Raw genomic sequence first — 22,838 nt, 5'->3', positions numbered from 1 at the left:
TGGGCAGCTCAATACGCGGCGAGTCCGCGGACCGCCGTGACGACTTTGTCGACGGTGGGGATGACCTGTTCCTCCAGCGCGTCCGCGAACGGCAGCGGGACGCACTCCCCCGCCACCCGCCGCACGGGCGCGTCGAGCAGGCCGAAGCCCTCGTCGGCGACGATCGAGACGACGGTGGCGCCCCAGCCGCCCTGGTACGGGTTCTCCTCGACGGTGACGAGCCGCGAGGTCCCGCGCAGTGAGCCGAGGACGGTCGCGGCATCCAGCGGGACCAGGCAGCGCAGGTCGACCACCTCCGCCTCGATCCCCTCCCCCGACAGCACGTCGGCGGCCTTCAGCGCCAAGGGCACGGTGGAGGCGAGCGCGACGAGTGTGACGTCGGCGCCCTCGCGTACGACGGCGGCCCGGCCCAGCTCGACGACGTGACCGGGCGGCGGCGGTGCCCCCTTGGTGGCCAGGAGGGCCTTGTGCTCGAAGAAGACCACGGGGTCGTCGCTGCGGATCGCCGCCGCCATCATGCCGACGACGTCGGCGGGTGTGGCCGGAGCCGCGATCTTCAGGCCGGGGACGGTCAGCGCCCAGTTCTCGGTGGCCTGGGAGTGCTGGGCGCCGAAGCCCAGCCCGCCGCCGTTGGCGGTGCGCACGACGAGGGGCACCGTCACCTGGCCGCCGGTCATGTAGCGGACCTTGGGGATCTCGTTGGCGAGGTAGTCCCAGCAGCAGGCCAGGAAGTCGGAGAACATGATCTCCGCGACGGGCCGCATCCCGGTCATCGCGGCGCCCATCGCCGCACCCACGATGGCCTGTTCGGATATGGGCGTGTCCCACACCCGCTCGGGCCCGAACTCCTTGAGCAGACCCACGGTCGTCTTGAACACGCCGCCGGCCGCGGCGATGTCCTCGCCGAGGCACACGACCGTCGTGTCCCGGCGCATCTCGCGCGCGATGCCCTCGGCGACCGCCTCCCGGTAGGTGATCACGTCCGCCATGCGGCACCTCCGTCCGCCCACACGTCGGTCAGAGCCTCCCGCGGATCGGGCGGTGGCCCGGCCTTCGCCGCCTCCACGGCCCGCTCCACGACGGCCCGGGCCCGCTCGTCGGCCTCCGCGACCACCTCCGCCCCGACCCCCAGCTCGGCGAGCCGTCCCCGTGCGAGGTCCAGCGGGTCGTGCTTCAGCCACCGTTCGACCTCCTCGGCCGGGCGGTAGGCCGCCGGGTCGGCGCGGCTGTGCCCGAAGTGCCGGTAGGTCTCGGCCTCCAGCACAGCGGGCCCGTCCCCGGCCCGGGCCCGCTCCGCGATCCGCGCCACCGCCTCCTCGACGGCCACGACGTCGTTGCCGTCGACGACCTCGCCCGGGATGCCGTGGGCGGGCGCCCGGTCGGCGGCGGGCCGGGCCACCGCCGTGACGTCGGCGATCGGCGTGTACTCCATGTACTGGTTGTTCTCGCACACGAACAGCACCGGCAGTTTCCACACGGCGGCCAGGTTGAGCGACTCGTGGAAGGCGCCGATGTTGGTCGCGCCGTCACCGAAGAAGGCGACCGCGAGCTGGTCCGTGCCGCGCAGCCGGGCCGACCAGGCCGCGCCGACCGCCATCGGCAGATGGGAACCGACGATGGCGTACGAGCCGAGCATGCCGGTGGCCGCCTTGGTCAGGTGCATGGAGCCGCCCTTGGCCTTGCACAGCCCGGTCGCCCGGCTCATCAGCTCGGCGAGGCACTCCTCGGGGGTGGCGCCCCGGGCGAGGGCATGGTGGTGGCCCCTATAGGTGGCGAACACATAGTCGTCCGGGCGCAGGGCCGCGCTCGCGCCCACGGCGATCGCCTCCTGCCCGGCGGCGAGATGCGTGGTGCCCTTCACCAGGCCCTGGAGGAACAGGTCGTGGGCGGCCTTCTCCGTACGGCGGATGAGGGCCATCCGCTCGTAGCAAGCGAGGAGTCCGGCGGTGTCCATCAGCTCACCCCGTCGCCACGAGAGGTGTTGAGATGGGACTGCGCCTCCCGGCGGGTGTTCAGCTCACCGCCCACCGTCCAGTACTTGCGCCCGGCCACCAGCAGTTCCTCGGCCGGGAACTTGGTGATGACCTCGCAGCCGTCGGCGGTGACGACGAGCTCCTCCTCGATCCGGGCGGCGGACCAGCCGTCGGCGGCCGGCCAGTAGGTCTCCAGGGCGAACACCATGCCCTCTTCCAGGACTTCGGGGTAATCGAGGGAGACCAGGCGGCTGAAGATCGGCTTCTCCCAGATCGACAGGCCGACGCCATGGCCGTACTGGAGGGCGAAGGCGGCGGTCTCGTCGGCGAAGCCGAACTCCTCCGCACGCGGCCACACCCGCACGATGTCGGCGGTGGTCGCACCGGGCCGGACGAGCGCGATCGCCTGGTCCATGTACGCACGGCAGCGCGCATAGGCGTCCCGTTGCGCCCGGGAGGCGCTGCCCACGGCGAACGTGCGGTAGTAGCAGGTGCGGTAGCCGAGGTGGCTGTGCAGGATGTCGAAGAAGGCCGGGTCGCCGGGGCGGATCAGGCGGTCGCTGTAGACGTGCGGATGCGGTGAACACCGCTCGCCCGAGATGGCGTTGACGCCCTCGACGTACTCGCTGCCGAGGTCGTACAGGACCTTGGCCACGACGCCGACGCACTCGTTCTCGCGCACACCCGGGCGCAGATGGCCGTACAGCTCCTCGTAGGCCGCGTCGACCATGGCGCAGGCCTGGGTGAGCAGGGCGATCTCGTCGCCGGTCTTGATCCGGCGGGCCTCCAGGAAGACCTGCTGTCCGTCCACGACGTCGATGCCCTCGGCGCGCAGGGCGGCGAGGACGGGCATCTCGGCGACGTCGACGCCGAGCGGTTCGTTCGCCAGCCCGTGGTCGCGCAGCTCGGCGGCGATCTTGGCGGCCACGTCCTCGGCGATGCCCGCGTCCGGGTGGAAGGCGCCGCGCAGGGTGGAGATGCCGGCGCGGGCGCCCGTGGGCGGGCCGCCCTTGCCGTCGCTGTAGTCGAGCCACGGGTTGTACAGCTGGTGGTGGCGGGCGGCGGAGCCGAAGTCCCAGACGACCGGTGCGCCGTCGCGCACCAGCAGGGCGAAGCGGATCAGCTTGTCCATCGCCCAGGTGCCGATGTGCGTGGCGGTCATGTAGCGGATGTTGGCGAAGTCGAAGCTGAGCACCGCGCCCAGCGCGGAGCGGTTCAGGGACTCGTGCAGCCGGGCCAGCCGCTGTCCGCGCAGCCGGTCGAGGTCGATGCGCTCTTCCCAGTCGACGGCGTTGGGTCCATATGTGCGGATCGCCATGGCGACCACCCCCACTTCGGAGTGAACGCCCGGGTCCTACGGGTGTCAAGTGTCACTGAACACGTGTCACTGACCATCGCCGGACACGAACCAGACACCCACAGCCGGTACCTCTCCATCGTTGCGGTAACGGTGGGGGGTCGTCGACTCGAAGCTGACGGCGTCGCCCGGGCGCACGGTGTACTCGTCGAAACCGAGGGTGAGGATCAGTTCGCCGGAGGTCAGATAGCCGTACTCGGTGCCGGCGTGCCGCATCAGGCCGCCGGAGCCGGACGAGGAGCCGCCGGGCCGGTAGGTCACCAGCAGGAAGTCGACGTCCCCGCCCGGCACCCGGCCGAGGCGCTCCCATACGACGCCGGAGTCCAGCTCCAGGGTCTCGCGCTCACCCGCGCCGGCCAGCGGGCCGATCCGCCGCTCCGGGTCGGCGGCGAAGGCGGCGAGGGCATGCAGGACGGTGCCGGGCGGGTGTACGCCGGCCATCGGCGAGGAGGCCCGGGCGTCGAAGAGGGACTCGACGGATATGCCCAGGACGGTCGTGATCGCATAGAGGGTACTGACGGACGGCTGGCTCTTGCCGGTCTCGATCTGCGACACGAGGCTCGCCGACACACCGACTTCCCGCGCGAGCGCACGCAGGCTCATCCCACGCTCCAGACGCGCCTGCCGGATACGCGCCCCGACGGGCGGCACGACGGCGGGGGACACGGGCGGCTCCTCTCGGGTGGCGTGCAGCATCGATCCTCAGTCGGCGGGCGGCTTCACTTCCCAGGCGGCGTGTGCAGTCTCATTGAACAGCGCACGGGAGCCCGGACGCCACTGCTTCCCGGCCGGGAACACCGCCCGCACCTGCCAGCCCGCTGCCCCGTCCACACCCCCGCGAGGTCCCGCGTGCAATGCGCCGCCCAGCGCGGTCACCCGTTCCGTCAGGCCGACGAGGCCGAAACCGCCGCCGTGGGCGGCCTCCGGGAGCTGCGTGCCGCCGTGGCCGTCGTCCGTCACCGTGACCTCCAGCCGGTCACCGGGGCAGGCCAGACGGACGGTGACCTGCGTGGCGTCGCCCGCGTGGCGCCGTACGTTGGTCAGCGCCTCCTGCACGACCCGGAAGGCGGCGGCCTGCATCTCGTACGGCAGGTCGTCGCAGACGCCCGGGTCCCGGTGCAGGACGGTCCTCTGCGCCGGGGTCGCGAAGCCTTCGACCAGGTCAGTGACGGCGGCCAGGTCGCCGACGGGACGGCGGTCGGCGGCCTCCGGGCCGGTGTCGCGCAGCACGCCCACCGTGCGCCGCATGGAGGCCAGCGCCTCGGTCGCGGCGCGCTCGATGCCGGCCAGGACGGGGTCCAGGTCCTGCGGCTGCCGGGCCGCCATCATGCGGGCCATCTGGGTCTGCACGAGGATCCCGGTGACGTGGTGCGCGACGAAGTCGTGCAGGTCGGCGGCGATGGCGACGCGCTCGGCGCGGCGTGTCTCGCCGACTGCGACGGTGCGCCGGTAGTCCAGGGAGCGCAGGTACGCGGCGAGCCCGGCGGTCAGCCCGACCAGGACCAGGCCCACCAGGGCGTACGCCAGCACCTCCTCCTGCAACGACCGGAAGTACCGCACCGGCAGCAGAAGCAGGGCGGCCGCGTCGAGCACCGCGCACACCAGGGCCCACGGCCACGGGCAGTGGCGTACGGCGACGAACAGCAGGCTCAGCAGGATCACCACCTCGCCCGGCCCGAACGGCATGTGCGCGCGGTCGGTCAGCAGCACGGCCGCCGTGAGAAGCGCGGAGACCACGGCGGGTACGGCCGTGCGCAGCTGCGGGGTGAGCCACCGCGGCCTCCGGCCGACCGGCCACAGCACGGCGGTGAACCCGACGAGCAGCACGGTCACCGGCGCCCAGACGGCGTTGTCGACGGCGTCGGCGACGAGCAGGTCGTAGACCGAGGCCGCCAGCAGGAAGCCGACGCCGAAGCCCCGCACGCAGCCGCGGGGAGAGGTGGATCTCATGCGGCTCACGGTATGCGAGGCCCCGGGCGGCGGGATCGGCCGAACGGCCGAGGGACCGGCGCCTGGACCTGGCCTTTCGGCGGAGGCACGCGCCCGGGTCCGTGGGCGAGGGCCGAGCCACTTCACATACGCTGACGCTCCCAGCCCTGTCCAGTCCTGTCCAGCCCTGAGGCATGATCACCCCATGACGACCCCCGTCCCACACGGCGAGCCCGGCGCCGCCGCCCGCCGCGGCGCTCCCATCCGGGTGCTCATCGCGGACGACCAGGACATGATCCGCACCGGATTCCGGTTCTTCCTCGACGCCCAGCCGGACATCACCGTGGTCGCCGAGGCCCGTGACGGCGAGGAGGCCGTGGCGCTGGCCCGCCGCGAGCGGCCGGACGTGTGCCTGCTGGACATCCGGATGCCGAAGCTGGACGGGCTGGAGGCGACCCGGCTGCTGGCCGGGCCGGACGTCGCCGACCCCATGCGGGTCGTCGTCGTCACCACCTTCGACCTCGACGAGTACGTGTACGGCGCGCTGCGCGGCGGCGCCTGCGGCTTCCTGCTCAAGGACTCCGGTCCGACGCTCCTCGCGGAGGCCGTCCGGGCCGCCGCCGCGGGCGACTCGCTGGTCTCCCCGTCGGTCACGGTCCGGCTGCTCAAGCACGTCACCGCGGCGACGGCCGCCGACACCGCACCACGGCCGAAGCCCCGGGCCCCCTCCCCGGCCCCCTCGGCTCCGCCCCGGGAGCCGCTGACCGAGCGCGAGCTGGACGTGGTCCGTCTGGTCGCCCTCGGCCGGACCAACGCCGAGATCGCGGCCGAACTGTACGTCTCCCTCTCCACGGTCAAGACGCACCTGTCCAGCGTCCAGCTCAAGCTGGCCGCCCGGAACCGGGTCGAGATCGCGGCCTGGGCCTGGCAGAACGGGCACGCCCGGGCCGGAGCGTAAGGCGCCCGCGCCTTGGGAGGTGCTCACCCGAACAGTCCGGTGCCGGTGGTGGGCCGTCGGTGCCGGTGGTGCCCTGAGGACACGCGTCACGCTCCCAGGAGGCACTCCCGATGACCCGCCGTCCGTACCGGCTCGTCCGTGTTCTCTCCGCGACCCTGGCGGCAGGCACGCTGCTGACCACCGCCGCCTGCTCGGACGGCGGCGACGGAGACGGTTCGCGTGTCTCGGGCGTCACCGCGTCACAGGTCGCCGGGAAGCGGCAGACCCCCTCTCCCACCGCCACTCTCACCACGGACCGCGCCCGCACCGCGCTGATCACCGAGGCGGACATCGAGGACGACTGGACCCAGGTCAAGGACGCGGAGGCCGAGAACTGGCACGACAGCCTGCTCATCGGCACGGTCGACGTCTCCGGCTTCCTCACCGCGAAGGCCCAGGCCGCCGACTGCCAGCGGCTCCTCGACTCCCTCTTCGACGACGATCTGCTGGGCAGACCGTCCGGCGCGTCCGAGCTGCGCGGCTTCGAACAGGGCGACTCGCGCATGCTGTACCAGGTCGCCTCCTACGAACGGACCGACCCGCAGGACTCCTTGAACTGGATGGCCAACCTGCCGGAGAAGTGCGACCAGTTCACCGTCACCGACGACGGGGAGCAGCGCACCGTCCAGGTCGTCGTTGCCTCGCTGCCCGGCGTGGGCGACGCCCGTGAGGGCCTGCGCGTGACGGTGCGGGGCAGGACCGGGGGCAGCGAGGCCACGCTGACTCTGGACGTCGCCGCCGTACGCGTCGGCAACGACACGATCACCGTCACGGCGGGCGGGCTCGACGGGGGCGAGAGCGACTCCGCCGAGCAGGCGGTGCGGCTCGGCACCCAGCGCCTGAAGGACGTGCTGGCCGGCAAGACGCCCTCTCCGAACCCGGGCGAGGTCCAGTAACACGGTCGGCGGCTCTCCCCCGCCGCGCGCCGACGGCCCCGCCGGCCCTGCCGATTCCCGGGACAGCGTGATCATCGGACCGGCACAATGACCGCGATGGCCGGTATCGGTCGCTCGTGCGAGGAGAGGAAGAGACGTGAGTGAGAGCCACACCCCGCCGAGCGGCTCGGCGAGGCTGAACACCGGTGTGGCGCACAACGCGCGCGTGTGGAACTACTGGATCGGCGGCAAGGACAACTACGAGGTCGACCAGCGGGTCGGCGAGCACGTGGCCGGCATGTTCCCGATCATCCGGGACATCGCCCGGGCGGACCGGGACTTCCTGGGCCGGGCCGTGTCGTTCCTGGCCGGCGAGCGCGGAGTGCGGCAGTTCCTGGACATCGGCACGGGGCTGCCGACGGCGGACAACACCCACGAGATCGCCCAGCGGATCGCGCCCGACTCACGGATCGTCTACGTCGACAACGACCCGATCGTGCTGGTACACGCCCGCACCCTGCTGACCGGCACCCGCGACGGCGTCACCGCCTACATCGACGCCGACGTGCACGACCCGGAGGCCATCGTCGAACGGGCCGGGCACACCCTGGACTTCAACCGGCCCGTGGCCGTCATGATGCTGGGCATCCTCAACTTCGTCCTGGACGCGGAGCAGGCCCGGGACATCGTGCGCCGCGTGATGGCCGCGGTCCCTTCCGGCAGCTTCCTGGTCCTCACCCACCCGACCTTCGACGACGAGCTCGGCGGCGCGGGGCAGATCCCGGCCATGAAGTTCTGGAACGAGAACGCCACTCCCCCGATCACCGCCCGCAGCGGCGCGGACATCGCCGCGTTCCTCGACGGTCTGGAGCTGCTCGATCCGGGCATGGTCTCGTGCGGGCAGTGGCGTGCCGACGCCGGCTCGGCCGTGCTGGTGCCGCAGTACGGCGCGGTGGCCGTGAAGCCCTGACTCCCGGCGCCCACCTTCGCCGAGGAACGGCAGGCCGCGTACCTCGCGCGGTCTTCGAGCAGGTGCGTCTCGACGTCGGCCTCACCCTCCACCGCGTCGGCCCCACCCGGGCCGACGCGGTCCTGGCGGGTCTACCGGCTCCCGGACGACTCGCCGGGAGGCGGTTGAACGGCGTGGGGACGGTCACAGTTCCTCCCGAGCGGCTATCCAGGAAGTCCGAACGGCTGAAAGTATGATCAAGCGATGTCTGACATGACCGAAACCACGCCCGGCTGGCTGTCCTCCGACGAACTGGAGATGACACGCGCCCGCATGCCGATCCTGTACGTCGACGCCGTCCCGGTCCGTGTCGACGGCAGCGGCGAAGTCACGAGTGTCGGTGTGCTGCTGCGCATGGGACCCGACGGAACGGTCAGCCGGACGCTGGTCTCCGGCCGTGTGCTGCACCACGAACGGGTCCGCGACGCCCTGCTGCGCCACCTGGAGAAGGACCTCGGTCCGGTCGCCCTGCCCCACGTCCCGCCGTCGCTCCAGCCGTTCACGGTCGCGGAGTACTTCCCGACGCAAGGCGTCACGCCGTACCACGACCCCCGCCAGCACGCGGTGTCCCTCGCCTACATCGTGCCGGTGACGGGCGACTGCCGGCCCCGGCAGGACGCGCTGGACCTGGTGTGGTTCAGCCCTCAGGAAGCCGTCTCGGAGGCGGTGCAGAGCGAGATGCCGGGCGGCCACGGGGTGCTGCTCAAGCAGGCGCTGGCCCATGCGGGCTGCGTGATCTGACGGGTGCGGGCCATTACCGAGGGGTGAGCCGATGCGGCTTCCCGGCATGCCGCTGCACGATCCGTTCGTCGTCGCCGACGGACCGACGCGCACCTACCACCTCTACACGTCCAACGACCCCTCCGTATCAGGCGTCGACGGCACCGGCACGATGGTCTACCGCAGCCACGACCTGCGCGACTGGACGCGCCCCGTCGTGGTGTTCCTGACCGCCGAGCAGCAGGGCATCTGGGCGACGGACGGCGCGTGGGCGCCGGAGGTGCACGCCTGGGACGGCCGGTACTACCTCTTCACCACCCTGCACAACGCGGACAGGCCCCTCCCGGTCCCTCCGGCCAACCAGTGGGGTGTCCCGTTCCGGACCCCGACCCATATGCGCGGCACGGTCACGGCCGTCTCCGACTCACCGCTCGGCCCGTTCACCGTCCTCGACCCGGCACGCCCCGTCCCGCCCGAGCACCTCATGACCCTCGACGGCACGCTGTACGTCGACCCGTCCGGGCAGCCCTGGATGGTGTACGCGCACGAGTGGCTCCAGACGATCGACGGCACGATGGAGGCGATCCGGCTGACCCCCGACCTGTCCGGGACGGTCGGCGACCCTGTCTACCTCTTCAAGGCCTCGGACGCGCCCTGGACCTCCGAGCAGATCCCCGCGGGCGTACCGCACCAGCTGCCGCCCTACATCACCGACGGCCCCCAGCTGTACCGCACCCCTGACGGCTCCCTGCTCATGCTGTGGTCGACCTACGAGAAGAACACGGCCGGCCAGGACGGCACGATCAGCGGCGGTTACGTCCAGACGTACGCCGTATCGAGATCCGGGGACATCCAGGGCCCGTGGCAGCAGCACCGGCCCCTGGTCCGCGACGACAGCGGCCACGGCATGCTGTTCCACACCTTCGACGGCCGCCTGATGATGATCCTCCACCGGCCCTTCGAGAACGCGCGCGGGAAGCTGTACGAGATGGAGCTGCGGGGTCACGAGCTCAAGGTGCGGCGCCGGCGCAGTGACCTGGACGGTGGCGGCTGACCCGGAAACGACAGGATGTGAACCTGCGCCCCCTGACCCCCGAGGTAGGGACCAAGGGGTATGTGCCTGAAACGTGTCGACGCCACGACTAGGACCCACCGACTGGCCCGACTGGGCCGCCGTGGACGCCCTGGAGGTGGCGCAGCCGCCGTGGACGTTGTGGCGCTCCACCAGGAGGGTGCGCAGTCCCGCGCGTGGGAGGGTGGCGGCGGTCAGTCCGGCGTTGCCCGCGCCGATGACCACCGCGTCGAAGTCCGTCGTCGTGGTCACTGTTCGGCGGCCTCTCGGGCGATCTGCTCGAACTGGGCGCCCATGGCCTCGCCGAGCGCCTGGGCGGCGGAGAGCGGGCGCACCATCCCTGTGAAATCGTCGATCTTCCCGTCATCGTCGAAGTGCATGAGATCGCCGACAGCGGCCACGGCCTCCAGGTCGTCGCTCTCGACGGCTTTGCGGAAGGGATGCATGAGCCGATCCTCGGATATGCAACAATGCGAATATATGCGGTGGAGATGAGGGGCCCGGCATGGCGTATCTACAGGGTAAGGGCGACTATTAGTCACCCTGTTGACTAATCACAGTGGTGCTAGCGTGCATCCATGGCTTTGCGGAACGCGGTGATGGCCGCGCTGTTGGAGGGCGAGGCGTCCGGGTACGACCTCGCGAAGGCGTTCGACGCGACGGTCGCCAACTTCTGGATGTCGACGCCTCAGCAGCTCTACCGGGAGCTGGATCGCATGGAGGCCGAAGGACTCGTCACGGCCCGCGTCGTCGAGCAGGAGCGCCGCCCTAACAAGCGACTGTTCTCCTTGACGGAGGCCGGGCGGAAGGCCGTCCACGCCTACACCGCCGAGCCCTTGGGTAAACCGGCGGTGATCCGGGACGAGTTGCTTGTCAAGGTGCAGTGCCTGGACGCGGGCGACATGGAAGCGGTCCGGACTGCCATCGCCGAGCGCATGGAGTGGGCCACCGCCAAGCTGGCCCGCTACGAGAGGCTCCGGCAGCGTCTGCTCGACGGGCGCTCGGAGGAGGCGTACTTCGCCGAGGCCGAGCGCATCGGCCCGTATCTCACCCTGCTGCGCGGAATGTCGTTCGAGCGGGAGAACCTCCAGTGGGGGGACATGGCGCTGCGCAGGCTCGAACAGCGCACGGCCGCGCTCCGGGCCGACGGCTGACCGCGGCGGTCCCACCCACACAGTTAGTCAACAAAGTGAGTAGCTGGACGCTCGTGAGCAGCCCGGCCTCCCAGGGGTCGTCGGCAGATGTCCGAGCGAGGACCGGCTGCGGTTCCTTGTCGGCGGGGTTGCGATGCAGTCCCGTGGAGGTGACTGGCGGGGTCCATGTCGGCACCGACGTAGAACACGGTGAACAGCAGTGCCCCGACGCCTAGGGCCACGTCGCTGACGATCCGCAGACGCTTCGCGCGCCGGACGCGAAGGGATGGACGTCACTCATTTCCAGCTCCCGGCCGGTGAAGAGCAGTTCAGCACGAGGAGCCGCCGGCGCCGTCGCGGGCCGCAGCATCACACTGCTGGGGAGGTGTCCCCGGCGGACGCGGCCACCGGAAGCAGCACCGGCCGCTTGGCCTGGCGGCCATCACCGGAGGAGCGGCCACGCAGGCGGCGGCCGACCCAAGGGCCGAGGAAGGTGCCGGCCCAGCGCAGTTCGGCACCCACGGCCCTCCAGACAGAGATGTCCGTCCCCGCGGGAAGGGGAAGGGTCCACTTGTCGTCGCTGCCCGGCAGACCGAGCGCCTGGGCCACGGCAGCCGCGATGCGCGCGTGTCCCAGCGGGCCGGCGTGCAGCCGGTCAGCACTCCACAACCGCGGATCGGTCGCCGCCGCGTGCGCGGCCGTCTCCGCCACCACCACGCCGTGGCGGTCGGCGGCCTCCCGGATGCGCGCGTTGAGTGCGAGAACACGGTGACCTATCGGGCGGGACAACGGCGTGATACGCCCGACGTCGGGAAACATGAGGGTCGCGACCGTGGCGCCCTGGGCGGTGAGGGCGGCGAACATCGCCTCGACATGGCCGACCACCTCATCGAGGTCGCAGCTCGGGCGCAACACGTCGTTGACGCCAGCCACCACGGTGGCGAGGTCGGGCCGCATCGCGAGAGCCGGAGCGAGCTGCTCGGCGCGCACCTGACCGGCCTTACGGCCGCGCACCGCGAGGTTGGCGTAGAGCAGGCCGGGGTTGTGGCGGGCGACCTGCTCGGCGAGCCGGTCCGCCCAGCCCCGAAGACCACGGACGTCGTCGCCGTCCCCGACCCCCTCGGTATGACTGTCACCCAGGGCGACATAGCGCAGATACCCACTGCTCGACACGGGGCCGACCGCCTCTCGTCAACGCTGCTGATAGAAGTGGCACACGGCCATCGCTAAACAACTAGGCACCTAGTCGCATTGTTGAGTATGAAGATAGCTGCGGGCTCGCCTTCCCGCAAAGTGACGCCGCTCAGGCAGGTGCTGAGGCCGTCGAGGGCGGTCCACCGCCGCAGTCCACCGCCTCGGTCCGGCACCGACCTCACCACCCATTCCCTCTTCAGACCTGAGCACCGACCACGGTCTGCGCTGCGGGCGTCGTTGTCCAGGCCGGCGATGACCGCCGTCCTCGACGGCCGCTTTCACGAAGCGCTCGCCGTTCTCCGCATGCCGCTCGCCGGCCATCGGCCTGACGACGGTGGCCGGGAAGGGATCACCGACGGGGACCGGTGGACCAGCAGCCAGGTGACAGTACGTCACCCCTGTGATCCACAGGCCGAGTCGGGTCGTCGAGGTGTGGGCCGCAAGATGACCGAGGGTGCTGTGGCCCTCCAGCATGGGCTCGCTCACGGTGAGCCCGTAGCCTCCGGCTGGAAGCAGTGGTCCATGACGGAGAGCCGGCTGACGCCGGCCTCCTCCGCGACCGCGCCCGCCGCGGCCGACTCGGACCCGAGGGCGGCCGGACCGCCGGGGCGGCCGTAGCGGGTGATGTGTACGCCCAGTCGTATGAGGTCTCCAGTTCAGCCGGCGCGGTAGCGGAGTCCGTCGAGGAGCAGATCGAGCATGCGGCTCGCGCGGTCGCGCAGCCCCTTGTCGGTGGTGATCAGCAGGATGCCGCCGAGGCTGAAGCCGACGTCGAGAGGGTCGACGTCGGAGCGCAGGACGCCCGCCTCGGCCCCGGCCTTCAGCAGCGTGCTGATGGCCGAGCTGATCCGGTCCAGACTCTCGGCGAACGGGTCCGAGTCGCCGGAGGCGATGACGGCTTTCAACGCGTCCGCCATGCCCTGCTTGGTGGCCAGATAGTCGATGAACCGGTCCATCCACACCCGCATCGCCATGTCGGGCGGGTACTGCGCCAGCAGTTCCCCGGCGCTGTCGCAGACCCGCGCGACCTCGTTGCGGTAGGCGGCCTCAAGCAGTGCCTCCCGGGTGGGGAAGTGCCGGTACAGCGTGCCGATGCCCACCCCGGCCTCTCTGGCGATGGCCTCCAGCGACGCGTCCGTGCCCTGCTCGGAGAAAGCGCGTACGGCGACGTCGAGCAGGCGTTGCCGGTTACGCCGCGCGTCGGCACGCAGCCCGCGTGTGTTGCCGGTCACAGCATTCCTCCCTCTGGACAATCGGAGGCGCCTCCGTTTAAAGTTCAAGCAAAGCGGAGGAGCCTCCGATTTTTGATCGTAGCAAGCCGGGAGTACGTGCCGACATGACCACGAGCACACGCATCACCACGCCCTTCCACACCGGATCCACGGCCGCCGAGGTCATCGCGCGCACGGATCTCACCGGCCGCCGCGCCGTCGTCACCGCAGCCGCCTCCTGCACCGGCACCGGCATGGAGACCGCCCAGGCGCTCGCCGCGGCCGGAGCGGAGGCGGTCCTCGCCGTGCGGAACACGGCCGCCGTTCGGCGCACTGCGGAGGACATCAAGGCCACCACCCGCTCCAAATGCGTGACGGAGGCCCTGGCCGCCGAGGTCGCCGGGCAGAACATCAAGGTCACCCTGGTCGAGCCCGGCCCCTACCCCACCGACCGGCCCGGCGCCTCCGCGGGGAACTCCGAGCCCAACCCCTCTACGACGGTGTCCGCCAAGCCCTGGCCGAGGGCCTGGACCTGTCCGACATGGGCGACCCGAAGGCCGTCGGACCCGCGCTGCTGACCATCGTGGGCGCCGAGAACCCGCCGCTGCGGGTGTTCTTCGGCAGACCGCCGATCGAGCCGGTCAAGGACCACTACACGCGCAAGCTGGCGGCCTGGGCCGACTGGGAGCACGTCTCCCTCGCCGCCCACCGCTGACCTGATGGCGTTCATGGGCCGGGCGGACCCCTACTCCATTGCTTGAAACTTCAAGATCATCCACTCGATTATCCCGCTCTCGGAGGAACCAATGGCACGCACCACATCCAGACGCTGGAAGCGCTGGCTGATCGTCGGCGCTGCCGCCGCCGCCCTCGTGGGCGTCGGAGGCCCGTACGTCTACATCAACTACATCCAGGACGACCCACCAGCCTCGCTGTCACTCGAGAGTCCACCGGCCGCACCGGAGAGCACCTCCGACTCCGGCTCCGGCGATCAGGCGGGCCAGAGCGTCGAGGGCAGCTGGCGGGTCGGGAACGGTTCACAGGCCGGCTACCGCGTCGACGAGGTGCTCTTCGGCCAGAACACCACGGCCGTGGGCCGCACCGGCCAGGTCACCGGAGAGCTGGAGATCGAGGGCACCCGGGCCGTCAGCGGGAGCTTCACCGTCGACCTGGCATCGGTGCGGAGCGACTCCGCCCAGCGCGACAGCCAGTTCCGCGGCCGGGTCATGAACACCGAGCGGTACCCCAACGCCACCTTCGAGCTCACCGAGCCCGTTGACTTCGGCTCGGTGCCGGACGTGAACGAACAAGTCACCGGCGAGGCAACGGGGAATCTGACCGTCCACGGCGAGACGAACCCCGTCACCTTCGACCTCACCGCCCAGCGCACAGCCGCCGGCTTCCGTGCGAACGGCTCGATCCCCATCACCTTCGCCGATTACGGCATCGACGCACCGAACTTCGGCGGGATCACCGTCGAGGACGAGGGGACCGTCGAGTTCCTCCTCGCCTTCACCCCCGCGTAATCCACCTTTCCCATCGCAGTACCGCATTGGAGAACATCGTCATGAGCAACACCCACTTGTCCAAGAGGACCGTCGCCGCTCTGCTGGCCGCGGCAACCGTCGGATCCATGGCCGGGTTCGCGCCCGCCGCCACGGCGTCCGCCCCCTCCTCCTCTCCGACCGTCGCGGACTCCCGGCAGGGGAACCCCTACACCGAGGAGCGCAACAAGCGCGTCGCCGTCCACGTGCTCAGGCAGCTCTTCGAGGAAGGCAACCTCAAGGTCGCCGACCAGTACATCCGCGCGGACTACATCCAGCACAACCCGATGGCCCCCGACGGCCGGGAGGCGATCAAGAACTTCATCCGCGACTGGACCGCGCAGTTCCCGGACCACGTGTACAACGTCAAGCGGGTCCTCGCCCAGGGCGACCTGGTCATGGTGCACTCCAACCCGGTCTTCCAGCCCGGCACCCGCGGTTCGTCCGTGGTCGACATCTTCCGCTTCGACAAGAAGGGCATGATCGCCGAGCACTGGGACGTGGTCCAGGAGGTACCGGAGACCACCGTCAACGGCAACGACATGTTCGGCACAGTCAGTCAGCCGCGCACGAACCAGCCCGGCCCCCGCTGGATGACCCCCTTCAGCCGGAAGGTCGCGACCGCCTACTTCGACACACTCCTCATCGACAAGAACCCCGACGCGGTCAGGTACCTGACGCCGGAGTACTACCAGCACAACCCCACCACCCCCAACGGCTCGGCCGGCCTGCGCGAGCAGTTCACCAACTTCTTCCAGCAGTTCCCGAACCTGATCGTGGAACGCAAGCGCGTCATCGCCGAAGGCGACCTCGTGGCCGTCCACGCCCACTACCGCCTCAGCCCCGAGGACCGCGGCCAGGCCGTGGTGGACATCTTCCGCGTCGGCAAGCACGGCAAGATCCTCGAGCACTGGGACTCCGTCCAGGACGTGCCGGAGACCGCCCTCAACGAAAACACCATGTTCTGAGCCCATTCCGCCGCGAGGGCTTGCTTTAAGCATCAATCATGCGCCAGTGACCGCTGTACGGCATTCGTCCGTACAGCGGTCAAGGTCAAGGACGACGGTCCCCAACTGGTACCCAAGAATGATCAAGGGCCGGCTTCGGATGACTCCGAAACCGGCCCTGACCCGCGAATTTCTCCAGTCGGGACGACAGGATTTGAACCTGCGACCCCTTGACCCCCAGTCAAGTGCGCTACCAAGCTGCGCCACGTCCCGTTGCCCGTCTGACCTGGGGATTCCCTCGGCCGAACGCGCAGGGAAACAATACCGCACTCGCGCCGGTGATCGCGCATCCGTTTCCGGGCACCCGTCGCTTGACCTCAACATTGGCTGAGGTTGCACGCTCGTGCACATGACCAACGCGACGGACATGACGCACACGTACGCCGACCTGCCGGGACTCATGGGCCTGATGACCGGCGACGAGAAGCACGGCCCGGCCGCGACGTCGACGCTGGACGTGCTGTGGGTGCTGTACGACCGGGTGCTGCGGGTGAGCCCGGAGCGGATGGCCGACCCGGAGCGGGACCGGTTCCTGCTGTCGAAGGGGCACGGGCCGATGGCGTACTACGCCGTGCTGGCCGCCAAGGGCTTCCTGCCGGTGGAGTGGCTGCCCGGCTTCGGCTCCTACGACTCCCCGCTCGGCCACCATCCCGACCGCACGCTCGTACCGGGGGCCGAGATCGGCAGCGGATCACTCGGGCACGGGCTGCCGATCGCCGTCGGGACGGCACTGGGGCTGCGGGCCCAGGGGCTCGACGAGCCGCGGGTGTGGGCGCTGATCGGCGACGCCGAGCTGGACGAGGGCAGCAACCACGAGGCGATCGCCTTCGCCGGGCCCGCCGGGCTCGACCGGCTGCACACCGTCGTCGTCGACAACTCCTCCGCGACATACGGGCGCCCCGGCGGGATCGCCGCCCGCTTCGAAGCCGCGGGCTGGTCCGCGCTGACCGTCGACGGCCGTGACCACGAGGCGCTGTACGCCGCCTGCACCGCACCGCACCCGCGCCGCCCGCACGTGGTCGTGGCCCGGGTCGAGCCCAAGTCCGCCTGGTCCCCCCGCCGGAAAGGAAGCAGAACTCCATGGACACCATGCGTGACCGTTTCGCCCCTGTCGTCTCCCGGCTGCTCGACGAGGATCCCCGCGTCGCCGTGGTCCTGGCCGAGATCGGCGCGGACGGCTTCGCCGAGGCCGCCCGCCGCCATCCCGACCGGGTCGTCAACGTCGGCATCCGCGAGCAGCTCCTGGTCGGGGCGGCGGCCGGGCTGGCGCTGACCGGGCTGCGGCCCGTCGTGCACACCTTCGCCAGCTTTCTCGTCGAGCGGCCCTTCGAGCAGGTCAAGCTGGATCTCGGGCACCAGGACGCGGGCGCGGTGCTGGTGAGCGCCGCCGCCTCCTTCGACTGGCCGGCGGGCGGCTACACCCACATGGCGCCGGGCGACGTGGCGCTGCTCGACACGCTGGACGGCTGGACCGTCCATGTGCCGGGCCACCCGGACGAGGCCGAGACGCTGCTGCGGCACGCGGTCGCCGCGGGCGACGACAAGGTGTACGTGCGGCTGTCCCTCCAGTCCAACGGGCGGGCGCTGCCCGTCGACGGGGAGCGCTTCCGCACCGTCCGCGAGGGGCGCTCCGGTGTCGTGGTCGCCGTCGGGCCCCTGCTCGACACCGTGCTCGCCGCCACCGAGGGCCTCGACGTCACGGTCCTGTACGCGACCACCGTCCGCCCCTTCGACGGGGCCGCCCTGCGCCGGGTCACCCGGGTGGCCGGGACGGACGTCGTGCTCGTCGAGCCCTACCTGGCGGGCACCTCGACGGCCGCGGCGAGCGACGCGCTGTCCGAGGTGCCGCACCGGGTGCTGGGGTTGGGCGTGGGCCGTCGGGAACTGCGGCGGTACGGGCAGGTGGAGGAGCATGCCGCCGCCCATGGCCTCGACGCCCGGTCACTGCGGGAGCGCATCGGGGGTTTCGTCGGGGCGGCGGCTCCCGCGTGAGACCCGGAGGAGGTCACTCCCCCGCCACGGGGCCCAACCCGGGGTGGGCCTCCAGGAGTCGGGGCGGGGCGGCCTGGCGCCAGGAGTCGGCCAGGATGTCCCGCAGCTCGCCCTCGTCCTCCAGCGCGTCGAGCCGGGCCCTGACCCAGGCGAACTGCGCCTCGTGGTCGGCGATCCAGAACTTCTCCGGCTCGGCGAGCACCAGTTCGTCCCGCTCCTCCTTGGGGCAGCGCACGGCGAGGGACGTCTCGTCCTCCGGCAGCGTGGCGAACATCTTTCCCGCGACCCGGAACGTGGGCATGCTCCAGGCGATCTTCTCCGTCGTCTCCGGCAGGGACAGAGCGATACGTCGTACGTCTTCGGCATCCGGCATGGCAGGCACGGTATCGGCTGCCACTGACAATCACCTGGTGAGAGCGGTTGCCGGTACGCGCTTGTAGTAGATCGTCGTCGGGCGCAGCTCCCCGTCGGGGCTCGCCGCGTAGTCGGGGATCGAGCCGATCGCGGTCCAGCCGGTGGCCCGGTACAGCCGCTCGGCGGGGCTGCCGGCCTCGGTGTCCAGGTGCAGGAGGGTGACGCCTGCCTCGGCGGCGGCGCCCTCCGCCGTGGCCAGGAGCCGGCGTCCGAGGCCACGGCCGCGGGCGTCCGGGTGCACCATGAGTTTGACGACTTCGGCGCGGTGGCGGCTGTTCGGCTTGGCGGGGAAGGCCAGGCTCACGGTGCCCAGCACCCGGTCCCGGTCGTGCGCAGCCCACACGGCGAGCCGTCCCGCTGCCACGTCGGCGGCCCGTTCCTCCCACCAGGCGAGCGCCTCGGCACGGTCGAGCGGGGCGAGGAAGCCGACCGAGGCACCGCCGTTCACGGTGTCGGTCAACAGGTCCGCCAACTCCCCGGCGCACCGGAGCAGTTGAGTATCGTCCAGACGGATCACGGCCGCACCACCGCCAGCAGATACCGGACGCCCTCGGGAGCGGCGCACCGGAACCGGGTGGGGCCCCACACACGCATCCGCAGGCAGTCTCCGGTGCCGAGGTGGTGTTCGGTGTCCTGTGCGGTCACGTCGAGGGCCCCTTCCAGGACCCAGATGTGCTGCTCCAGACCGGCCACGGGCGGACGGTCGTAGGCGATGTCGGCGTCGGCGGTGAGGCGTCCCTCGACGAGTTCGCCGCGCAGGGCTGCGTGAGGCGGCGACACGGACCGCCGTACGAAGCCGGAGGCCTGGTCCTGCCAGACGGGCTGGTCGGCGGTCCGCACCACGGGGGCCGGTTCGGCCTCGACCTCGCTGAGCAGCTGGGACATGGTCCGCCCGTAGACGGCGCACAGGCGGTTCAGGAGGGAGGCCGTGGGGCTGATCTCCGCCCGCTCGGCGCGGGACAGCGTGGAGCGGCTCACTCCGCTGCGGTCCGCCAACTCGCCCAGGGAGTAGCCGTGTTCGGTCCGCAGCTCGGCCAGGCGGGCACCCAGCCGGGCGTCGACCTCGTCCGCGTCGTCGCTTCTCATATCTGGGATGCTATCCCGGATATGAGACAGCCGCGTTAACGAGGCCTCACACCTGCGCCGCCGCACCGAGCGCGTCCAGCACCGGGCGGATCAGGGGATGCTCCTCGGCTCCCCGGCGTACGGCGGCGAAGACCCGCCGGGTGGGGGCCGTGCCGTCGACGGGGCGGACGACCACTCCGGCGAGGTCCATGCCGCGCAGCGCCGAGCGCGGCACGAGGGCGACGCCCGCGTCGGCGGAGGCGAGGGCGACGACCGCGCGGAAGTCGTCCGAGGAGTGCTCCATACGGGGCTGGAAGCCGGCGTTCTCGCAGGCCAGGACCACCACGTCATGGCAGGGGTTGCCGGGGTACGGGCCGATCCACGCGTCCTTGGCCAGTTCGGCGAGCGGGACCTCCGCCGCGTCGGCCAGACGGTGAGTGACCGGCACGACCGCGTCGAAGGGCTCGGCGTACAGCGGTACGTGGGTCAGTCGCGGGTCGTCGGCGGGCGGGGCGCCCCGGTACTCGACGGCGACGGCGACATCGACCTGCCGGTCCAGCACCATCGGCAGGCTGGCGTCGCCCTCGGCGTCCTGGACGCGGATGCGGATCCCGGGCGCCGACTCGGCGAGGCGGGCCACCGCGGGCGCGACGACCAGGGCGATGCCGGTCGCGAAGGAGGCGACGGTGACGGTGCCGGCGGCTCCCGAGCTGTAGGCGGCCAGTTCGGCCTCGGCCCGCTCCAGTTGGGCGAGGACCGCGTTGGTGTGGCTGAGCAGGATCTCACCGGCGGGGGTGAGGCGTACGCCCTTGGCCCCGCGCTCGACGAGCCGGTGCCCGGTCTCCTGCTCCAGCGCGGCGAGCTGCTGGGACACGGCCGACGGGGTCAGGTACAGCGCGGCGGCAGCCGCCGTCACCGTACGGTGGTCGGCCACCGCACGGAGGATGTGGAGCCGCCGCGCTTCGATCATGCGATCGATTCTCTCAGGTCGCCGGTGTTTCCGAGCCGGCCAGCTCCGCCCGTGCCGCCACGAAGGCGTCGACCGCGCGGTTGACGTCCTGCGTCGAGTGCGCGGCCGACAGCTGGACGCGGATCCGGGCCTGGCCCTGCGGGACGACCGGGTACGAGAAGCCGATCACGTACACACCGCGCTCCAGCAGCAGCTCCGCCATGCGCCCGGCGACCGCCGCGTCGCCGATCATCACCGGGGCGATGGGGTGGTCACCGGGCAGGACGTCGAAGCCCTCCTCGGTCATGCGGCTGCGGAAGAGGGCCGTGTTCTCGGCGAGCCGGACGCGCAGGTCGTCCGCCGACTCCAGAAGGTCGAGCACCTTCAGGGAGGCCGCCGCGATCACCGGGGCGAGGGTGTTGGAGAAGAGGTACGGCCGGGAGCGCTGGCGCAGCAGGGCGACGATCTCGGCACGGGCCGCGACGTAACCGCCCGAGGCGCCGCCGAGCGCCTTGCCGAGGGTGCCGGTGATGATGTCGACGCGGTCCATGACGCCGTGCAGCTCGGGTGTGCCGCGGCCGCCGGGGCCGACGAAGCCGACGGCGTGCGAGTCGTCGACCATGACCATCGCGTCGTAGCGGTCGGCGAGGTCGCAGATCTCGCGCAGCGGGGCGACGTAGCCGTCCATGGAGAAGACGCCGTCGGTGACGATCAGCCTCCGGCGCGCGTCGGAGGCCTCCTTCAGCCGGGCCTCCAGCTCGGCCAGATCACGGTTGGCGTACCGCAGGCGGCGGGCCTTGGACAGCCGGATGCCGTCGATGATCGACGCGTGGTTGAGCGCGTCGGAGATGACCGCGTCCTCGGGGCCGAGCAGCGTCTCGAACACGCCGCCGTTGGCGTCGAAGCAGGAGGAGTACAGGATCGTGTCCTCCTGGCCGAGGAACGCCGACAGCCGCGCCTCCAGTTCCTTGTGCACCTCCTGGGTGCCGCAGATGAAGCGGACGGACGCCATGCCGTAGCCCCAGCGGTCCAGGGCCTCGTGGGCGGCGGCGACGACCTCGGGGTGGTCGGCGAGGCCGAGGTAGTTGTTGGCGCAGAAGTTGAGGACCTCGCCCGGCCGGCCGCCCGCGGTGACGTTCACGGTGGCGGACTGCGGGCTGCCGATCACGCGCTCGGGCTTGTGCAGTCCGGCGGCGCGGATCTCGTCGAGGGTGGCGCGCAGGTCGTCGCGCACGGAGTCGAACATGAGGGCTCCTGAAGTGCTTGGCGGTGAGGGGGAGTTACGCGGTCCAGTCGAGGATGACCTTGCCGCCGCGGCCGCTCGCCGCGTCGGCGAACGCCGCCTCGAAGTCGCGGAAGCCGTACCGGCCGGTGATCACGGGCGCGAGGTCGAGGCCGCCTTCCAGCAGCACGGACATCGCGTACCAGGTCTCGAACATCTCGCGGCCGTAGATGCCCTTGACGGTGATCATCGAGGTGACGATCCGGGCCCAGTCGACGGGGAACTCCTGCGCGGGCAGGCCGAGCATCGCGATCCGGCCGCCGTGTGTCATGTTGGCGATCATGTCCCGCATCGCCTCGGGACGGCCGGACATCTCCAGGCCGATGTCGAAGCCCTCGCGCAGGCCGAGCGTGCGCTGCCCGTCGGCGATGGTGGCGCCGGCGACATTGAGCGCGAGGCTGACACCGATCTTGCGGGCCAGTTCCAGCCGCTCCTCGCTGACGTCGGTGATCATGACATGGCGGGCGCCGGCGTGCCCGGCCACGGCGGCGGCCATCAGACCGATCGGGCCCGCGCCGGTGATCAGCACGTCCTCACCGACCAGCGGGAACGACAGCGCGGTGTGCACGGCGTTGCCGAACGGGTCGAAGATCGCTGCCACGTCGAGGTCGACGGGCACCCGGTGCACCCAGACGTTGGCGGCGGGCAGGACGACGTACTCGGCGAACGCCCCGTCCCGGCCCACCCCCAGCCCTATGGTCGCCCGGCACAGATGACGGCGGCCGGCCAGGCAGTTGCGGCACTTGCCGCACACCAGGTGGCCTTCGCCGCTCACCCGGTCACCGATGTCGATGTCGGTGACGTCCCGTCCGGTCTCCACGACCTCCCCGACGAACTCGTGCCCGACCACGAGCGGGGTGCGGATCGCCTGCCGCGCCCAGCCGTCCCAGGACCTGATGTGCAGGTCGGTGCCACAGATACCGGTGCGCAGCACCTTGATGAGCACGTCACCGGGCCCCACGGCGGGCTCCGGGACGTCCGCGAGCCACAGCCCGGGCTCCGCCTTCTGCTTGACCAGCGCCTTCACCGCTACGGCTCCTGTGGGTGAGTCCCGGCTCCGGGCACGCCGAAGGAGCCCCTGGGCCGGGTGAGGAGTGGGATCGCACAGCAATCTG

Annotated in this window: 25 protein-coding genes, 1 tRNA gene and 3 pseudogenes; 13 read left to right on the top strand and 16 right to left on the bottom strand. The window is 71.2% G+C overall.

Features of this window, described 5'->3' with window-relative positions; genetic code table 11:
• Positions 1–8: 8 nt before the first annotated feature.
• The 5 genes from HDA41_RS35305 to HDA41_RS35285 all read right to left on the bottom strand — a co-directional run bounded on the left by HDA41_RS35305 (position 9) and on the right by HDA41_RS35285 (position 5,280).
• Complete coding sequence (locus HDA41_RS35305) at positions 9–989, bottom strand: alpha-ketoacid dehydrogenase subunit beta (RefSeq protein ID WP_184991269.1); 981 nt, start codon at positions 987–989, stop codon at positions 9–11.
• The gene (locus HDA41_RS35300; RefSeq protein ID WP_184991267.1) at positions 977–1,954 is read right to left on the bottom strand and encodes a thiamine pyrophosphate-dependent dehydrogenase E1 component subunit alpha; all 978 of its coding nucleotides are present in this window, start codon (positions 1,952–1,954) and stop codon (positions 977–979) included. The genes HDA41_RS35305 and HDA41_RS35300 overlap by 13 nt, the downstream gene beginning before the upstream one ends.
• Positions 1,954–3,291 (bottom strand): M24 family metallopeptidase, encoded by a 1,338-nt coding sequence (locus HDA41_RS35295; RefSeq protein WP_184991265.1) that lies wholly within the window; start codon positions 3,289–3,291, stop codon positions 1,954–1,956. Before HDA41_RS35295 ends, HDA41_RS35300 begins: the two co-directional genes overlap by 1 nt.
• A 66-nt stretch (positions 3,292–3,357) precedes the next feature.
• Positions 3,358–3,996: a helix-turn-helix domain-containing protein gene (locus HDA41_RS35290; RefSeq protein ID WP_184991263.1), complete on the bottom strand. Its 639-nt coding sequence runs from the start codon at positions 3,994–3,996 to the stop codon at positions 3,358–3,360.
• A 36-nt stretch (positions 3,997–4,032) separates the two neighbouring features.
• Positions 4,033–5,280 (bottom strand): sensor histidine kinase, encoded by a 1,248-nt coding sequence (locus tag HDA41_RS35285; RefSeq protein WP_184991261.1) that lies wholly within the window; start codon positions 5,278–5,280, stop codon positions 4,033–4,035.
• 184 nt (positions 5,281–5,464) lie between these two features.
• Between HDA41_RS35285 and HDA41_RS35280 the strand changes: the two genes are divergently transcribed.
• From HDA41_RS35280 to HDA41_RS35260, 5 genes are all read left to right on the top strand, one after another.
• Complete coding sequence (locus tag HDA41_RS35280) at positions 5,465–6,217, top strand: response regulator transcription factor (protein WP_184991259.1); 753 nt, start codon at positions 5,465–5,467, stop codon at positions 6,215–6,217.
• A gap of 110 nt (positions 6,218–6,327) precedes the next feature.
• Positions 6,328–7,152 (top strand): hypothetical protein, encoded by an 825-nt coding sequence (locus HDA41_RS35275; protein WP_184991258.1) that lies wholly within the window; start codon positions 6,328–6,330, stop codon positions 7,150–7,152.
• Between the two features lie 136 nt (positions 7,153–7,288).
• Positions 7,289–8,101, top strand: coding sequence for an SAM-dependent methyltransferase (locus HDA41_RS35270; RefSeq protein WP_184991256.1), 813 nt, complete (start codon positions 7,289–7,291; stop codon positions 8,099–8,101).
• Between the two features lie 243 nt (positions 8,102–8,344).
• A complete protein-coding gene (locus HDA41_RS35265; RefSeq protein ID WP_184991254.1) occupies positions 8,345–8,881 on the top strand; it encodes an NUDIX hydrolase family protein in 537 nt (178 codons plus the stop codon).
• A gap of 31 nt (positions 8,882–8,912) precedes the next feature.
• Positions 8,913–9,914: a glycoside hydrolase family 43 protein gene (locus HDA41_RS35260; RefSeq protein WP_184991252.1), complete on the top strand. Its 1,002-nt coding sequence runs from the start codon at positions 8,913–8,915 to the stop codon at positions 9,912–9,914.
• Between the two features lie 66 nt (positions 9,915–9,980).
• On the opposite strand, the pseudogene HDA41_RS41875 reads toward HDA41_RS35260, so the two are convergent.
• Both HDA41_RS41875 and HDA41_RS35250 read right to left on the bottom strand, forming a co-directional pair.
• Positions 9,981–10,157, bottom strand: a pseudogene (locus HDA41_RS41875) (NAD(P)-binding protein); the annotation flags it as partial.
• A 23-nt stretch (positions 10,158–10,180) separates the two neighbouring features.
• A pseudogene (locus HDA41_RS35250) lies at positions 10,181–10,318 on the bottom strand (nuclear transport factor 2 family protein); the annotation flags it as partial.
• 192 nt (positions 10,319–10,510) lie between these two features.
• On the opposite strand from HDA41_RS35250, the gene HDA41_RS35245 reads away from it, so the two are divergent.
• Positions 10,511–11,086: a PadR family transcriptional regulator gene (locus HDA41_RS35245; RefSeq protein WP_184991248.1), complete on the top strand. Its 576-nt coding sequence runs from the start codon at positions 10,511–10,513 to the stop codon at positions 11,084–11,086.
• A 348-nt stretch (positions 11,087–11,434) separates the two neighbouring features.
• Here HDA41_RS35245 and HDA41_RS35240 read toward each other — a convergent pair whose 3' ends face one another.
• The gene (locus tag HDA41_RS35240; RefSeq protein WP_184991246.1) at positions 11,435–12,238 is read right to left on the bottom strand and encodes an SGNH/GDSL hydrolase family protein; all 804 of its coding nucleotides are present in this window, start codon (positions 12,236–12,238) and stop codon (positions 11,435–11,437) included.
• Between the two features lie 465 nt (positions 12,239–12,703).
• Here HDA41_RS35240 and HDA41_RS42450 point away from each other — a divergent pair, with 465 nt between their 5' ends.
• Positions 12,704–12,877: a hypothetical protein gene (locus tag HDA41_RS42450; RefSeq protein ID WP_184991244.1), complete on the top strand. Its 174-nt coding sequence runs from the start codon at positions 12,704–12,706 to the stop codon at positions 12,875–12,877.
• A gap of 38 nt (positions 12,878–12,915) precedes the next feature.
• Here HDA41_RS42450 and HDA41_RS35230 read toward each other — a convergent pair whose 3' ends face one another.
• A complete protein-coding gene (locus HDA41_RS35230) occupies positions 12,916–13,491 on the bottom strand; it encodes a TetR/AcrR family transcriptional regulator (RefSeq protein WP_184991242.1) in 576 nt (191 codons plus the stop codon).
• A 104-nt stretch (positions 13,492–13,595) separates the two neighbouring features.
• Between HDA41_RS35230 and HDA41_RS42445 the strand changes: the two genes are divergently transcribed.
• The 4 genes from HDA41_RS42445 (at position 13,596) to HDA41_RS35210 (ending at position 15,982) form a co-directional block, all read left to right on the top strand.
• Positions 13,596–14,048, top strand: coding sequence for a hypothetical protein (locus HDA41_RS42445; protein WP_184991241.1), 453 nt, complete (start codon positions 13,596–13,598; stop codon positions 14,046–14,048).
• A complete protein-coding gene (locus HDA41_RS35220; RefSeq protein ID WP_184991239.1) occupies positions 14,012–14,185 on the top strand; it encodes a hypothetical protein in 174 nt (57 codons plus the stop codon). The genes HDA41_RS42445 and HDA41_RS35220 overlap by 37 nt, the downstream gene beginning before the upstream one ends.
• 91 nt (positions 14,186–14,276) lie before the next feature.
• A complete protein-coding gene (locus tag HDA41_RS35215; protein WP_184991237.1) occupies positions 14,277–14,996 on the top strand; it encodes a YceI family protein in 720 nt (239 codons plus the stop codon).
• A 41-nt stretch (positions 14,997–15,037) separates the two neighbouring features.
• Positions 15,038–15,982, top strand: coding sequence for a nuclear transport factor 2 family protein (locus HDA41_RS35210; RefSeq protein ID WP_184991235.1), 945 nt, complete (start codon positions 15,038–15,040; stop codon positions 15,980–15,982).
• A 178-nt stretch (positions 15,983–16,160) separates the two neighbouring features.
• Here the strand turns inward: HDA41_RS35210 and HDA41_RS35205 are convergent.
• Positions 16,161–16,234: transfer RNA gene (locus HDA41_RS35205), tRNA-Pro, on the bottom strand.
• A gap of 136 nt (positions 16,235–16,370) precedes the next feature.
• On the opposite strand from HDA41_RS35205, the pseudogene HDA41_RS35200 reads away from it, so the two are divergent.
• Together HDA41_RS35200 and HDA41_RS35195 are read left to right on the top strand one after the other, a co-directional pair.
• A pseudogene (locus tag HDA41_RS35200) lies at positions 16,371–17,069 on the top strand (thiamine pyrophosphate-binding protein); the annotation flags it as partial.
• 32 nt (positions 17,070–17,101) lie between these two features.
• On the top strand, positions 17,102–18,013 hold the full coding sequence (locus HDA41_RS35195) for a transketolase family protein (RefSeq protein ID WP_184991233.1): 912 nt from the start codon (positions 17,102–17,104) through the stop codon (positions 18,011–18,013).
• Between the two features lie 13 nt (positions 18,014–18,026).
• Here HDA41_RS35195 and HDA41_RS35190 read toward each other — a convergent pair whose 3' ends face one another.
• Genes HDA41_RS35190 through tdh form a run of 6 tightly spaced genes read right to left on the bottom strand, consistent with a single transcriptional unit; the run spans position 18,027 to position 22,750 of the window.
• Complete coding sequence (locus HDA41_RS35190; protein WP_184991231.1) at positions 18,027–18,386, bottom strand: MmcQ/YjbR family DNA-binding protein; 360 nt, start codon at positions 18,384–18,386, stop codon at positions 18,027–18,029.
• A gap of 30 nt (positions 18,387–18,416) precedes the next feature.
• Positions 18,417–18,890 (bottom strand): GNAT family N-acetyltransferase, encoded by a 474-nt coding sequence (locus HDA41_RS35185; RefSeq protein ID WP_376706870.1) that lies wholly within the window; start codon positions 18,888–18,890, stop codon positions 18,417–18,419.
• 50 nt (positions 18,891–18,940) lie between these two features.
• Positions 18,941–19,513: a helix-turn-helix domain-containing protein gene (locus HDA41_RS35180; protein ID WP_184991227.1), complete on the bottom strand. Its 573-nt coding sequence runs from the start codon at positions 19,511–19,513 to the stop codon at positions 18,941–18,943.
• Positions 19,514–19,559: 46 nt separating this feature from the next.
• Positions 19,560–20,462: a LysR family transcriptional regulator gene (locus tag HDA41_RS35175; protein ID WP_184991225.1), complete on the bottom strand. Its 903-nt coding sequence runs from the start codon at positions 20,460–20,462 to the stop codon at positions 19,560–19,562.
• Positions 20,463–20,475: 13 nt separating this feature from the next.
• Entirely contained in the window at positions 20,476–21,687 is a 1,212-nt protein-coding gene (locus tag HDA41_RS35170; RefSeq protein ID WP_184991223.1) for a glycine C-acetyltransferase, read from the bottom strand.
• 34 nt (positions 21,688–21,721) lie between these two features.
• A complete protein-coding gene (gene tdh, locus HDA41_RS35165) occupies positions 21,722–22,750 on the bottom strand; it encodes an L-threonine 3-dehydrogenase (protein ID WP_184991221.1) in 1,029 nt (342 codons plus the stop codon).
• Between the last annotated feature and the right edge of the window lie 88 nt (positions 22,751–22,838).

The sequence above is a fragment of the Streptomyces caelestis genome (genome assembly GCF_014205255.1).
In the GTDB taxonomy this organism is placed as follows: Bacteria; Actinomycetota; Actinomycetes; order Streptomycetales; family Streptomycetaceae; genus Streptomyces; species Streptomyces caelestis.
This window is presented reverse-complemented; position numbering and strand designations above follow the sequence as displayed.

Coding starts and splice junctions, on each gene's coding strand:
- HDA41_RS35305 (WP_184991269.1), bottom strand. CDS start 989: ATGGCGGACGTGATCACCTACCGGGAGGCGGTCGCCGAGGGCATCGCG.
- HDA41_RS35300 (WP_184991267.1), bottom strand. CDS start 1,954: ATGGACACCGCCGGACTCCTCGCTTGCTACGAGCGGATGGCCCTCATC.
- HDA41_RS35295 (WP_184991265.1), bottom strand. CDS start 3,291: ATGGCGATCCGCACATATGGACCCAACGCCGTCGACTGGGAAGAGCGC.
- HDA41_RS35285 (WP_184991261.1), bottom strand. CDS start 5,280: ATGAGATCCACCTCTCCCCGCGGCTGCGTGCGGGGCTTCGGCGTCGGC.
- HDA41_RS35280 (WP_184991259.1), top strand. CDS start 5,465: ATGACGACCCCCGTCCCACACGGCGAGCCCGGCGCCGCCGCCCGCCGC.
- HDA41_RS35275 (WP_184991258.1), top strand. CDS start 6,328: ATGACCCGCCGTCCGTACCGGCTCGTCCGTGTTCTCTCCGCGACCCTG.
- HDA41_RS35265 (WP_184991254.1), top strand. CDS start 8,345: ATGTCTGACATGACCGAAACCACGCCCGGCTGGCTGTCCTCCGACGAA.
- HDA41_RS35260 (WP_184991252.1), top strand. CDS start 8,913: ATGCGGCTTCCCGGCATGCCGCTGCACGATCCGTTCGTCGTCGCCGAC.
- HDA41_RS35245 (WP_184991248.1), top strand. CDS start 10,511: ATGGCTTTGCGGAACGCGGTGATGGCCGCGCTGTTGGAGGGCGAGGCG.
- HDA41_RS42450 (WP_184991244.1), top strand. CDS start 12,704: ATGACCGAGGGTGCTGTGGCCCTCCAGCATGGGCTCGCTCACGGTGAG.
- HDA41_RS42445 (WP_184991241.1), top strand. CDS start 13,596: ATGACCACGAGCACACGCATCACCACGCCCTTCCACACCGGATCCACG.
- HDA41_RS35220 (WP_184991239.1), top strand. CDS start 14,012: ATGGGCGACCCGAAGGCCGTCGGACCCGCGCTGCTGACCATCGTGGGC.
- HDA41_RS35215 (WP_184991237.1), top strand. CDS start 14,277: ATGGCACGCACCACATCCAGACGCTGGAAGCGCTGGCTGATCGTCGGC.
- HDA41_RS35210 (WP_184991235.1), top strand. CDS start 15,038: ATGAGCAACACCCACTTGTCCAAGAGGACCGTCGCCGCTCTGCTGGCC.
- HDA41_RS35195 (WP_184991233.1), top strand. CDS start 17,102: ATGGACACCATGCGTGACCGTTTCGCCCCTGTCGTCTCCCGGCTGCTC.
- HDA41_RS35190 (WP_184991231.1), bottom strand. CDS start 18,386: ATGCCGGATGCCGAAGACGTACGACGTATCGCTCTGTCCCTGCCGGAG.
- HDA41_RS35180 (WP_184991227.1), bottom strand. CDS start 19,513: ATGAGAAGCGACGACGCGGACGAGGTCGACGCCCGGCTGGGTGCCCGC.
- HDA41_RS35175 (WP_184991225.1), bottom strand. CDS start 20,462: ATGATCGAAGCGCGGCGGCTCCACATCCTCCGTGCGGTGGCCGACCAC.
- HDA41_RS35170 (WP_184991223.1), bottom strand. CDS start 21,687: ATGTTCGACTCCGTGCGCGACGACCTGCGCGCCACCCTCGACGAGATC.